The 12,084-nt window shown below is 61.5% G+C and carries 11 protein-coding genes; 2 read left to right on the top strand and 9 right to left on the bottom strand.

Translation table 11 applies throughout. The features are described from left to right. Positions 1–44: 44 nt before the first annotated feature. The 9 genes from AC1DHT_RS27905 to AC1DHT_RS27945 form a co-directional block, all read right to left on the bottom strand. Positions 45–392 (bottom strand): carboxymuconolactone decarboxylase family protein, encoded by a 348-nt coding sequence (locus AC1DHT_RS27905; protein WP_216743122.1) that lies wholly within the window; start codon positions 390–392, stop codon positions 45–47. Positions 393–434: 42 nt separating this feature from the next. Continuing rightward, positions 435–2,423: a thioredoxin domain-containing protein gene (locus tag AC1DHT_RS27910; protein WP_427545405.1), complete on the bottom strand. Its 1,989-nt coding sequence runs from the start codon at positions 2,421–2,423 to the stop codon at positions 435–437. A gap of 24 nt (positions 2,424–2,447) precedes the next feature. Further along, positions 2,448–3,281 (bottom strand): putative Fe-S cluster assembly protein SufT, encoded by an 834-nt coding sequence (sufT, locus tag AC1DHT_RS27915; RefSeq protein ID WP_427545403.1) that lies wholly within the window; start codon positions 3,279–3,281, stop codon positions 2,448–2,450. A gap of 6 nt (positions 3,282–3,287) precedes the next feature. Then, positions 3,288–3,746, bottom strand: a complete 459-nt coding sequence (gene sufU / locus AC1DHT_RS27920; RefSeq protein ID WP_347926691.1) for a Fe-S cluster assembly sulfur transfer protein SufU — start codon at positions 3,744–3,746, stop codon at positions 3,288–3,290. Beyond that, positions 3,743–5,017, bottom strand: a complete 1,275-nt coding sequence (locus AC1DHT_RS27925; RefSeq protein ID WP_427545401.1) for a SufS family cysteine desulfurase — start codon at positions 5,015–5,017, stop codon at positions 3,743–3,745. The genes sufU and AC1DHT_RS27925 overlap by 4 nt, the downstream gene beginning before the upstream one ends. Then, positions 5,014–6,324 carry a Fe-S cluster assembly protein SufD gene (gene sufD / locus AC1DHT_RS27930; RefSeq protein ID WP_427545399.1) on the bottom strand — a complete coding sequence of 437 codons (1,311 nt, stop codon included), beginning with the start codon at positions 6,322–6,324 and terminating at the stop codon, positions 5,014–5,016. Before sufD ends, AC1DHT_RS27925 begins: the two co-directional genes overlap by 4 nt. Further along, a complete protein-coding gene (gene sufC, locus AC1DHT_RS27935) occupies positions 6,321–7,085 on the bottom strand; it encodes a Fe-S cluster assembly ATPase SufC (protein ID WP_427528883.1) in 765 nt (254 codons plus the stop codon). Before sufC ends, sufD begins: the two co-directional genes overlap by 4 nt. Before the next feature lie 16 nt (positions 7,086–7,101). Continuing rightward, positions 7,102–8,550: a Fe-S cluster assembly protein SufB gene (sufB, locus tag AC1DHT_RS27940; protein WP_427545397.1), complete on the bottom strand. Its 1,449-nt coding sequence runs from the start codon at positions 8,548–8,550 to the stop codon at positions 7,102–7,104. A gap of 89 nt (positions 8,551–8,639) precedes the next feature. Then, on the bottom strand, positions 8,640–8,957 hold the full coding sequence (locus AC1DHT_RS27945) for a Rieske (2Fe-2S) protein (RefSeq protein ID WP_427528879.1): 318 nt from the start codon (positions 8,955–8,957) through the stop codon (positions 8,640–8,642). 338 nt (positions 8,958–9,295) lie between these two features. On the opposite strand from AC1DHT_RS27945, the gene AC1DHT_RS27950 reads away from it, so the two are divergent. Together AC1DHT_RS27950 and AC1DHT_RS27955 are read left to right on the top strand one after the other, a co-directional pair. Beyond that, positions 9,296–10,669 (top strand): glutamine synthetase family protein, encoded by a 1,374-nt coding sequence (locus tag AC1DHT_RS27950; protein ID WP_427545395.1) that lies wholly within the window; start codon positions 9,296–9,298, stop codon positions 10,667–10,669. Positions 10,670–10,691: 22 nt separating this feature from the next. Next, entirely contained in the window at positions 10,692–12,083 is a 1,392-nt protein-coding gene (locus tag AC1DHT_RS27955) for an aldehyde dehydrogenase family protein (RefSeq protein ID WP_427545393.1), read from the top strand. Position 12,084 lies beyond the last annotated feature (1 nt).

Raw genomic sequence — 12,084 nt, forward strand, 5'->3', positions numbered from 1 at the left:
AAGATTGCACGGGATGTAGCGAAACCCGGTCGTCGGCGGTGTACTCAGAGCTCCGGCGCGTCATTGCCTCTTTTCCCGATCACATCATCCACCCAGCTCATCGCCGCAATGACCGTCGGGAAGCCGATCGTGCTGGTCAAGGCGATCAGTGCGTGATGGATCTCCTCAGTCGTCGCCCCGGCTGCCAGTGCCCGTCGGGTATGACTGTGCACGGCGCCTTCCGAGCGGATTGCCGCCGCGGCACCGAGCTGAATCAGCTGGACGGTTTTCTCGTCCAGCGGCCCGGCATGATGCACCGCTGTACCCAGGGCCTCCAAGGCACTGAAGTAATCAGGATATAGATGCTTGAGACGTTGGTACGTGTAAGGGTTGTGGCTGCTCTTGTTGTCCATCGTTGTCTCCTCGCGTTGACGGTTTGATTCAATTCCGGCTCTTCATTTCAGGCAGCGCTCTACAAGCTCCTCGGCGCTGGTTACCGGTGGCTCGCAAGTGCGGTTTCGGCAGACATAGGCGCTGGTTTGTCCCGCAAGCGCATGTCGGCCCGCGCCGATGGGCACATCCTCGGCAAAGGCCAGGACGCGTGCCGGCAGGTAGCGGCGCTGCAGCTTCGCGACCAAGGTGCTGGCGGCGGAACGCTCGCCGGCAACGACGATGCTGATCGGGCCACGCTGTACCCAGTCCTGCGCCGCCAGCAGATGGGCGAAACCGAAGGGATTCTGCGCGGCTGCAGCGCGATACATCGCCAATACCTGCTCGGCGCGTTCGTGGTAAAGCTCGCGGCCGGTCAGTTCAAAAAGTCGCAGGAAAGCGAACACGCAGGCCGAGGTACCTGACGGCCAGGCACTGTCGTGCGGTGCCCGAGGCCTGTGCACCAGCGGCTCGCCATCGCTGGGCGTGAAGTAAAGTCCGTCCTCCCAGAACTTGGCGAGGATCACCTCGACCAGTTGCGTGGCGCGTTCGACATAGCGTTTATCGAAGTCGCACTCGTAGAGATCGATCAAGGCGTTGGCGAGGAAGGCGTAGTCTTCGAGGAAGCCTGGAACCTTYGCCGTGCCCTCCCGCCAGGCCCGGTAAAGTCCACCTTCAGGCGTCGAGAGTCGGTCCAGAATGAAGTCGGCGGCGCGCCTCGCGGCGTCCAGATACGTTGTGGTTCCGGTCGCCTGATAAGCCGCGCAGAGACCCTGGATCATTAACGCGTTCCAGCTGGTGAGGATGTTCTCGTCGCGCCCCGGACGAATACGTTGGGCACGGGCCAGCAATAACCTGTCGCGCAGGCCCTTGAGCTGTAGTTCCTGCACTGCGTCCAGTGCGACTGCGCGGTGCAGCACCGTGCTGCCATGCTCGAAGTTGCCGTTGGCGGTGACGCCGTAAGCCCGGCAGGCCAGCGCAGCATCCGGCTCGCCGAGCGCGGCCTGCACTTGAGCGAGTGTCCACACGTAGAACTTGCCCTCTTCACCCTCGCTGTCAGCGTCTTCACTGGCGTAGAAACCGCCGTCAGGGTGAGTCATGTCACGCAGGATGTAGTCGGTGCTTTCCTCGAACACACGCCGCCAGGCAGGCTTGCCGGTCTCGCGATAGGCATCGGCATAGAGCTTCACGAGCTGACCGTTGTCGTAGAGCATCTTTTCGAAATGAGGAACGGCCCAGCGTTCATCCACGCAGTAACGAGCAAAACCGCCGCCGAGGTGATCGTAGAGCCCGCCAGCGGCCATGCGATCAAGGGTCAACTCTACCGAATGCAGCAAATCCGGCTCGTGCAGACGCTGATAGACGCGCAGGACCAGATCATGGCAGGCCGGGTTGGGAAATTTCGGCGCGTTGCCCAGGCCGCCGTTCACCGGGTCGGTGTTTCGGGCAAACAACCGGGCAGCGGTGGCCGGCTGGTCTGGCTCCAGCGGTGTATCACCCTCCAGCATTGACGCCTCCAGCTTGCGATAACCCTGAAGGAACTGTTCAACATTCTGTTGCAGCGCTGCGCGGTTATTCTGCCAGGCGTCGCTCAGACCGAGCAGCAGTTGAGCGAAGCCTGGCCGACCATAACCGTCGTCTGGCGGAAAGTAGGTGCCGCCGAAGAACGGCTCGCGCTCGGCAGTCAGGAACACCGTTAACGGCCAGCCGCCGCCCTGCCCCATCATTTGCACGACTTGTTGATAGATGTCGTCGAGGTCAGGCCGTTCCTGGCGGTCGACTTTGATATTGATGAAGCGCTCGTTCATCAGGCGCGCGGTCTCGGGGTTCTCGAACGACTCGTGGGCCATCACATGACACCAGTGGCAGGCGGCATAACCCAGCGACAAGTGGATGGGCTTGTCCTCGTCGCGCGCGCGGCGGAACGCTTCCTCGCCCCACGGATACCAATCGACGGGGTTCTCTGCATGCTGGCGCAGATAGGGCGAAGTCTCTTTGGCGAGTCGATTGCTCATGGCTGGCTCCTCACGCCGGGTTCCTCAGAACAGCCCCAACTGCAAGCGCGCTGTCTCGGACATACGGCTTTGATCCCATGGCGGGTCCCAGACGATCTCGACCTCGACCTCGCTGACTCCAGGGATACTCTGGACCTTGGTGTACGCCTCTTCTTTGAGTACGTCGCCCATTCCGCAACCGGGCGCGGTCATGGACATCTTGATCTCGACTCGCTGGCCGCCGTCGGCAAGCAAACGGGTTTCACACTGGTAAATGAGCCCGAGATCGACCACGTTGACCGGGATCTCCGGGTCGTAGACGGTGCGCAGCATGTCGAACACTTGCTGGACGTCGAACCCGCCACTGCTCGCCTGGGGCTGCTCCTGCTGCTGAGCATCCCGCCCCAACGCATCGGCGTCAGCGGCGGCGATCCGTGCCAGCCGGCCCCTGGAGATTTGCACCGTGAAGCTGCCACCGAGCGCCTGGGTCACCACTACCTGCTCGCCACGACCCAGTTGCAGTCGCTCCCCGCCCGGAATCAGGGTGACTGCGCAGTCCCGCGTGAGTTCGATCGGTTGCAGGTAGCCCGGTTTATTCGGGTTATCGAAGTGGAAGCCGGCGCCATGCAGGTCATACGTAAAATCGACGGACAAACCATCGGCACGCCCCGCGCTCGCGGGATCGAGCGACAGCTTGATGCCGTCTGCCTCGACCGTGATATCGCCTTCGGCAACGCGCTCAAAGAAAAACTCATGCGCGAAATGCTCGTCGATCTTCAGCCGCACTCCGCGCACATGGCCGTCTGCCAGGGCATCGAGCAAGACTTTGCGTGCCGGTTCGCGCAGGTGAATACGGGGAATTGGTAATGTGGCTGCCATGGCTGATTACTCCGTCGTGACCTGCGAGGCGCCGCCTTCGAGAGCGCTACGCAGCGTGTGCCAGGCCAGAGTGGCGCACTTGACCCGCACCGGAAACTCCCAAACGCCCGAAAGCACCGCGAGTTTACCGAGCTCTGCGGGTGTCACCCGGGCGTTTGGCCCTTCGGTGAGCAACGTATGCACCCGGGCAAAAAGTGCCTGCGCCTCCTCCGGTTTTTTCCCCTTCACCGCCAGCGTCATCAGGGACGCCGAGGCCTGGGAGATGGCACAGCCAACCCCCTGAAAGCTGATGTCCTCGATCACCCCGTTCGCAAGCTTGAGATAGATCTTCAACTGATCGCCGCACAGCGGATTGAAACCCTCCGCCGTACAGGTCGCGTCCGCTAGTGGGTGAAAGTTACGCGGCCGTTTGCCGTGGTCGATGATCACGTCCTGGTAGAGGTCGCGCAGTTCGTCGCCACTCATCGGAACACCTCCTGAACTTTGGCCAGACCGGCCACCAGTGCATCGATATCACGCTCGGTGCTGTAGCAGCCGAGCGACGCGCGAGCGGTGGCGGGCACGCCGAAACGGTTCATCAAGGGCTGTGCGCAGTGATGCCCGGTGCGAATCGCGATCCCTTCGCGGTCGAGGATGGTGCCGATGTCGTGCGGGTGGATGCCGTCGAGGACAAACGAAAGGACCCCGACCTTCTCTGCTGCCGTACCGATCAGCCGCAGGCCAGGCACCGTCGACAGCGCCTTCGTGGCGTAGGCCTGCACGGCCTGCTCGTGAGCCGCAATCGCCTCTGGCCCGAGTTCAGCGAGAAAGTCGATCGCCGCACCAAGGCCGATAGCGCCGGCCATGTTCGGCGTTCCCGCTTCAAACTTGTACGGCGGTTTGTTGTAGACGGTTTTCTCGAAGCTGACCGAGAGAATCATGTCGCCGCCGCCCTGATAAGGCGGCATGCTTTCGAGCAGCTCGTGACGGCCGTAGAGCACGCCGATGCCGGTGGGGCCGTACATTTTATGGCCAGACAAGGCGTAGAAATCGCAGCCCAACGCTCGTACGTCGACCTTGAGGTGCGGAGCTGCCTGGGCGCCGTCGACCAGCACGCGTACGCCACGCGCATGGGCGAGTTCGACAATACGCCGGATCGGGTTGATGGTGCCCAGCACATTGGAGACATGAGTGACGGCCAGCAGCCGGGTCCTGGGCCCGATCAGCCGTTCCAGCTCATCGAGCAGCAGTTCGCCAGCGTCGTTGATCGGTGCCACCCGCAGCCGCGCGCCAGTCTGCTCGCAGAGCATTTGCCAAGGCACGATATTCGAATGGTGTTCCATGGCCGTGATCAGTACCTCGTCGCCTGCGCGGAGCTGAGTCTTGCCATAGGTTTGCGCCACGAGATTGACCGCTTCAGTCGTGCCGCGGACGAAGACGATCTCTTCGACGGACTCGGCATTGAGGAAGCCCTGGACCTTGGCCCGAGCCTTTTCATACTCCTCGGTGGCGCGCACCGAAAGATAATGCACGCCGCGGTGCACGTTGGCGTTTTCCTTTGAAAAGAAGTGCGACATGGCGTCGATGACCGCCTGCGGCTTCTGGCTGGTCGCGGCACTGTCGAGGTAAATCAGCGGCTTGCCGTAGATCGTCTCCGCGAGGATCGGGAACGCCTGGCGCACACGTTCGACGTCGTAGCCTGGCGAAAGGTGGAGTGGTTTCGATAGCCCTTGAAGGCGGTTTTCGAGGTCGCTCATGCCGACACCTCCCGCCCGTGCAACTGCGCGGTGACCAGTCGCTGCACATGCTCGCGCAACGGCTCCAGCTCAATGAGCTCGAGCATCTCGCTGACAAACGCGAAGGTCAGCAGTGACCGCGCTGCCGCCAGCGGAATCCCTCGTGAGCGCAGGTAGAAAATAGCCTGCTCATCCAGTTGACCGACGGCGGCACCGTGAGCGCACTTGACGTCATCGGCAAAAATCTCCAGCCGAGGCTGAGAGTTGACCTGGGCCGACGTCGACAACAACAGATTCTTGTTGGTCTGGCTGGCATCGGTCTTCATCGCTCCCGGACGCACGATGATCCGTCCGTCAAAGATTCCATGCCCATGATCATCGATCACGCCCTTATAGCGTTCGCGGCTGGTACAACGCGGTGCCCGATGCTCGATGGTTGTCTGGTTATCCAGGTGTTGTTGGCCTCGCGGCAGGTACAAACCGTTCAGGGCGACTTCGGCGCCGGGACCTTCGAGTACCACGCGCAGCTCTTGCCGTGCCAGCGTCGAGCCCAGTGCCAGGGAATGCGCTATGAAGCGGCTGCCCTGCGCCTGGCGCACACTGAGCAGCGCGACGTGGAAGGCAGCCGTGCTCTCGTTCTGCAGCGTGTAATGTTCAAGCGTGGCGTCGGCGTCCAGCAGCACCTCGCTGACTGCGTTACTCAGGTAGACCGCTTCCCCGCTGCTGACGTGGCTTTGCACCAGAATCGCCCGGCTCCCGGCCCCCATCTGCACCAGGACACGTGGATGAGTCACCCGTGGCGTGGCGTCCGATGTCGAGAGAAACACCAGATGGATCGGGACATCGAGCGTCGTGTGGGCGGGAATCTGCACCAACGCCCCGTCCTCGGCGAACGCCGCATTCAGTGCGGTAAAGGCTTGGGGGTGTGAGCGAAACGCATGGGCGAACAAACTTTCGAGTTCGCCGTTGTCGGCGTTCAGCAGCGGTGCAAATGGGCACACCTTAACGCCGCGGGGCAGCCCATCAAGTGCCGACAGCTCAGGCGCGAAATAGCCGTTGACGAAGACCAGTCGCACGCCACCGTAGTTGCCGGCGAGTCGTTCGATGTCGACGGCGGACAGGTCCTGACTCGCGATCGTTTCGACCGGCTGGAAAGGAATCTCCAGGATCGGCGCGACTCGCGTGTGCTTCCAGGCCTCGTCCTTGACCGTCGGAAAGCCTTGCTCGATCACCCACTGGAACGCATCGCGGCGCAATGCTTGCAGCCAGGCCGGACGCTGGACGTCAACGCTGGGGGTGAGCTGCGAGAGGAACGCCGCGCTGTTCATGGCCTGGCTCCGGGCGCTGCAGAATCCTGCTCATAGCTGGCATAGCCGTGCTTTTCCAGCTCGATGGCCAGCTCCTTGCCGCCGGACTGGACGATCCGCCCGTTGGCCATGACGTGCACGTGATCCGGGACGATGTAGTCGAGCAGTCGTTGATAGTGGGTGATCACCAGCAGCGCGCGATCCTTGCTGCGCAGCGCATTGACGCCGGCTGCGACTGTTCGCAGCGCGTCGATGTCGAGGCCCGAGTCGGTCTCGTCGAGGATCGCCAGCCGGGGTTCGAGAATCGCCATCTGGAAAATCTCGTTGCGCTTCTTCTCTCCACCCGAGAAGTCGACGTTGAGCGAGCGGTTCATGAAGCTCTGGTCCATCTCGACCAGCGCCATGCGCTCCTTGGCGAGCTCAAGGAAATCCAGCGCATCGAGTTCTTCAAGCCCACGCTGTTTGCGCACGGCATTGAGGGCCGTGCGCAGGAAATAGAGGTTGCCGACACCGGGAATTTCCACCGGGTACTGAAACGCCAGGAAAATCCCGGCGACCGCCCGCGCTTCCGGCGGCATGGCGAGCAGGTCCTGGCCGTCATACAGCACCTGGCCGCTGACCTCGTAAGTCTCAAGGCCCGCGAGGACCTGGGCCAGCGTGCTTTTACCGGAGCCGTTCGGCCCCATGATCGCATGCACCTCGCCCGCTTCCACCCGCAGCGTGATACCCCGCAGGATTTCACGGCCGTCGACGCTGGCGTGCAGATCATTGATCTCGAGCATGCTCCCACCCCGGGCCTTAGCCCACGCAGCCCTCCAGGCTCACACCCAGAAGTTTCTGGGCTTCTACTGCAAATTCCATCGGCAGCTCCTTGAGCACTTCGCGGCAGAAGCCGTTGACGATCATCGGCACCGCATCCTCCGCGCTGATGCCGCGCTGTCGGCAGTAAAACAGCTGCTCGTCGCTGATCTTCGACGTGGAAGCCTCATGCTCGACCTGGGCACTGGGGTTCTTCACGTCGATATAAGGAAACGTATGTGCGCCACACTCGCTGCCCAGCAGCAGCGAGTCACACTGCGTATGGTTGCGGGCACCGGTCGCGGCTTTCTGGATCTTCACCAGGCCGCGGTAGGTGTTCTGTCCATGACCGGCGGATATTCCCTTGGACAGAATGGTGCTGCGCGTATGCCGGCCGATATGGATCATCTTGGTGCCGGTGTCCGCCTGCTGGTGATTGGCTGTCAGGGCTACTGAATAGAACTCGCCGACCGAATAATCGCCCTGGAGAATCACTCCCGGGTATTTCCAGGTGATCGCGGAGCCGGTTTCGACCTGGGTCCAGGAAATCTTCGAGTGCGCGCCTGCACATTTGCCGCGCTTGGTGACGAAATTGAAGATACCGCCACGTCCTTCGGCATCGCCGGGGTACCAGTTCTGCACCGTGGCGTACTTGATCTGGGCATTATCCAGCGCAACCAGCTCGACCACCGCCGCGTGCAGTTGGTTATTGTCGCGCATCGGCGCGGTGCAGCCCTCGAGGTAGCTCACATAGGCGCCCTCTTCTGCAACGATCAACGTGCGTTCGAACTGGCCGGTGTCCGCGGCGTTGATGCGAAAGTAGGTCGACAGTTCCATCGGGCAACGCACGCCCTTGGGCACGTAGCAGAAGGAACCGTCGGAAAACACCGCCGAGTTCAGCGTGGCAAAGAAGTTGTCGCTGTAGGGCACCACCGAACCGAGGTACTTGCGCACCAGTTCCGGATGCTTTTGCACGGCTTCTGAGAACGAGCAGAAGATCACCCCGACTTCGGCGAGTTTGTGCTTGAAGGTGGTCGCGACCGAGACCGAGTCGACCACCGCATCCACCGCGACGCCGGTCAGGCGTTCCTGTTCGGCGAGCGAGATGCCAAGCTTGCCAAACATCTCGCGCAGCTCGGGATCAACCTCGTCAAGACTATTGGGCCCCGGGGTTTTCGGTTTGGGCGCCGAGTAATAGATGATGTCCTGGTAGTCGATGGGCTCGAAGCGAACGTTCTGCCAGGTGGGCTCGCGCATCGTCAGCCAGTGGCGATACGCCTTCAGACGCCAGTCGAGCAGCCACTGCGGCTCGTTCTTCTTCGCCGAGATCAGGCGGATGAGGTCTTCGTTGAGGCCACGCGGGGCCGCATCGTTCTCAAAATCAGAGACAAAGCCGTACTTGTAGGCCCGGTTGCTGAGTTCGCGGATCCTCGCATTGTCAGTGCTCATCGCGGATGCCTCCTGCTGTTGGCAGGATGATGTGATCGTTTAACTATACTCCTTCCCTGTTCCTTACGACCCGAGCTAGCCCCTGGCGTTCAAACATCCGACGATTGCCGTAACAGGATGTCGTTACCGTCCACCCGGACCTCGAACTGTTCGACCTGGTAAGCCGGTTCGGTGAGGCATTCGCCGCTGGTCACGTCGAACTCGTAGGCGTGGACCGGGCAAATCACCACGTTGTCGCACAGTATTCCGTCCCCCAGCGAACCGTCTTCGTGCGGGCAGGTGTTGTGGATGGCGAAGTACTGGCCATCGACATTGAACAGCGCGACGGGCGTGCCCCCAAGGTTCACGGTTATGCCGTTACCCGGTTCGACATCCCCCACGCAGGCGACCTTGACGAACTCACTCATGACGCCACTCCAGGAGGCATAAGACATTCCGGGTTTACGCAATCTGTAGCAGCTGCCGAAGGCTGCGTTCGGCCGCGAAGCGGTCGTAAATCCTGCCTCCTCGGTCGATCTGGAAGTCCGCATTGCGTGATTTCACGACCGCTTCGCGGCCGAACGCAGGCTTCGCCAGCTGCTACGAGTATGCGTACTGACTTAACTGACTGACATTTCTTGATAGTTATTCTAGCTTCTGGATCTGCTGCTGATTCGTCGGGTTTCGTCCGCCAAGACTTGTTTACAGCTGCAGTAGGCTACGCTTTCAGCAACTCATTGCTCATATTTCACGCAGGACTGACGTGATGACCGAGCCCCTTCTCAGCTTCGAAGAACTGAAACTCGCCGCTAGCGCAGGCGATATCGATACCGTGCTGGTCTGCATGGTCGATATGCAGGGGCGACTGGTCGGCAAGCGATTCCAGGTCGAGTTTTTCATCGACAGCGGCCATGAAGAAACCCACTGCTGCAATTACCTGCTGGCCGACGACATCGACATGGAGCCGGTACCGGGTTACGCCGCCGCCAGCTGGAGCAAAGGCTATGGCGATTTCGTGCTCAAACCCGACATGGCTACCTTGCGCCGCGTGCCGTGGCTGGAATGCACGGCGCTGGTGCTCTGCGACGTGCTCGACCATCACCATCGGCGCGACCTGCCCCATAGCCCACGGGCAATCCTGAAAAAGCAGATCGAGCGACTGCGCGAGCGCGGCTACAGTGGCATGTTTGCCTCTGAGCTGGAGTTCTATCTGTTTGACGAGAGTTACGAGGCCATCCACGAGCGCAACTACCACAAGCCGAAAACCGCTGGCCACTACATCGAGGATTACAACATCCTCCAGACCACCCGCGAGGAGCCGGTGCTGCGGGCGATTCGCAAACACCTGCAGGCATCCGGCATTCCCGTGGAAAACTCCAAGGGTGAATGGGGCCCGGGCCAGGAAGAAATCAACGTCCGTTATGCCGATGCCCTGACCATGGCCGACCAGCACGTGATCATCAAGCACGCCTGCAAAGAGATCGCGCAATTGCAGGGAAAAGCGATCACGTTCATGGCCAAGTGGCGCTATGACGCCGCCGGGTCCAGTAGCCATATCCACAACTCGTTGTGGGACAAGAATGGCAAAAAGCCGCTGTTCTTCGACCCCAAGGCCGAGTTCGGCATGTCGACGCTGATGCGTGCCTGGGTGGCCGGGCAGCTCAAGTACGCCAACGACATCGCCTGTTTTCTCGCGCCTTACATCAATTCGTACAAGCGCTTCCAGGCCGGCACTTTCGCACCGACCCGGGCGGTCTGGAGTCGGGACAATCGCACTGCAGGCTTTCGTTTGTGCGCCGAAGGCAGCAAATCCATCCGCATCGAATGTCGCATCGGCGGCGCCGACCTCAACCCTTATCTGGCCTTCGCCGCGTTGATCGCTGCGGGGCTGTCCGGTATCGACGAGAAACTCAGCCTGGCGCCTCCCTTTGAAGGCGATGCCTACCTCGACGAACACTTGCCGGAAGTCTCGAAGACCCTGCGCGATGCCTGTACCGCGCTCAAGGCCTCGAAAATGTTGCGCGAGGCGTTCGGTGACGAAGTGGTCGACCACTACGTGCACACCGCCGAATGGGAGCAGAAAGAGTACGACCGACGGATAACCGACTGGGAACTGCAGCGCGGCTTTGAGCGCTATTGAGCAATCGATTATTGAGGCAGCCATGACGACGATGATTCAACTCATCTCCCCGGTCGATGGCCGGGTCTACGCCGAACGCCACTGCGCCGATGCGGCGCAGATCGAGCAGGCTCTGACGGCTGCCGCAGCCGCCCAGGCGTCATGGAAGCGCCGGCCACTGAGCGAGCGCGCCGCTTTTTGCAGTGCCGCCGTGGACGCGATGCTGGCCATGAAAGACGAAATAGTCCCGGAACTGGCTTGGCAAATGGGCCGCCCGGTACGCTTTGGTGCCGGCGAGCTGCGCGGTTTCGAAGAGCGTGCCCGGCACATGATCGCCATCGCACCTGAAGCCTTGGCTGCGGTCGAACCTGCGCCTGTCGCGGGGTTTCGACGCCAGATCAAACGCGAGCCGCTGGGTACGGTGCTGGTTATCGCGCCGTGGAATTATCCCTACCTGACGGCGGTGAATACGATTATTCCGGCGCTGATGGCCGGCAACAGCGTCATCCTCAAACACGCCTCGCAAACGCTGCTGGTCGGCGAACGTTTCGCCGAGGCCTTTCGCCGCGCCAATCTGCCCGAAGGGCTGTTCCATAACCTGCTGCTCAATCACACCTATACCGCGGCGATCATTGCCTCCGGACGGGTGCAGCAAGTGAACTTCACCGGTTCGGTCGAAGCCGGCAAAGCCATCGAAATCGCCGCCACCGGGCTCTTCCTCGGCATCGGGCTGGAGCTCGGCGGCAAAGACCCGGCCTACGTCCGCGCAGACGCCAACCTTGAGCATGCCGTGGAAAACCTGGTGGACGGCAGTTTTTTCAACTCCGGGCAAAGCTGCTGCGCCGTCGAGCGAATCTATGTTGATCAAACAATTTACCCGGCGTTTGTCGAGCGTTTTGCCGCCCTGACCCGCCAATACGTGCTGGGCAACCCGCTGGACGAAGCCACCACCCTCGGCCCGTTGGTCAATCCGGGGGCTGCCGAGTTCGTGCGCGGGCAAATCGCCGAAGCACTGGCAAAAGGCGCAAAAGCACTGATCGATCCAAAGGCCTTTCCAGCGGACGTGCCCGGCAGCGCCTACCTCGCGCCGCAGGTGTTAGTCAACGTTAACCATCAAATGTCGGTGATGCGCGAGGAAAGCTTTGGTCCGGTGGTCGGCATCATGCCGGTTGCCAGCGACGACGAAGCCATCGCCTTGATGAACGATAGCGAGTTCGGGCTCAGCGCCTCCATCTGGACCGCGGACCTCGCCGCCGCCGAACGTATCGGCGATGAGATCGCCACCGGCAGCGTATTCATGAACCGCTGTGACTACCTGGACCCGGCCCTGGCCTGGGCCGGGGTGAAAAACAGCGGGCGCGGCGTAACGCTGTCGCGCATCGGTTACGAACACCTGACCCGAGCCAAATCCTTCCATCTGCGCCATGAGATCTGAG

It is taken from the genome of Pseudomonas sp. 05N432, assembly GCF_056396945.1.

What these genes read in the sequence shown, in the direction of transcription:
- AC1DHT_RS27905 (WP_216743122.1), bottom strand. Translation starts at nt 392, where the DNA reads ATGGACAACAAGAGCAGCCACAACCCTTACACGTACCAACGTCTCAAG.
- sufT (WP_427545403.1), bottom strand. Translation starts at nt 3,281, where the DNA reads ATGGCAGCCACATTACCAATTCCCCGTATTCACCTGCGCGAACCGGCA.
- sufU (WP_347926691.1), bottom strand. Translation starts at nt 3,746, where the DNA reads ATGAGTGGCGACGAACTGCGCGACCTCTACCAGGACGTGATCATCGAC.
- AC1DHT_RS27925 (WP_427545401.1), bottom strand. Translation starts at nt 5,017, where the DNA reads ATGAGCGACCTCGAAAACCGCCTTCAAGGGCTATCGAAACCACTCCAC.
- sufD (WP_427545399.1), bottom strand. Translation starts at nt 6,324, where the DNA reads ATGAACAGCGCGGCGTTCCTCTCGCAGCTCACCCCCAGCGTTGACGTC.
- sufC (WP_427528883.1), bottom strand. Translation starts at nt 7,085, where the DNA reads ATGCTCGAGATCAATGATCTGCACGCCAGCGTCGACGGCCGTGAAATC.
- sufB (WP_427545397.1), bottom strand. Translation starts at nt 8,550, where the DNA reads ATGAGCACTGACAATGCGAGGATCCGCGAACTCAGCAACCGGGCCTAC.
- AC1DHT_RS27945 (WP_427528879.1), bottom strand. Translation starts at nt 8,957, where the DNA reads ATGAGTGAGTTCGTCAAGGTCGCCTGCGTGGGGGATGTCGAACCGGGT.
- AC1DHT_RS27950 (WP_427545395.1), top strand. Translation starts at nt 9,296, where the DNA reads ATGACCGAGCCCCTTCTCAGCTTCGAAGAACTGAAACTCGCCGCTAGC.
- AC1DHT_RS27955 (WP_427545393.1), top strand. Translation starts at nt 10,692, where the DNA reads ATGACGACGATGATTCAACTCATCTCCCCGGTCGATGGCCGGGTCTAC.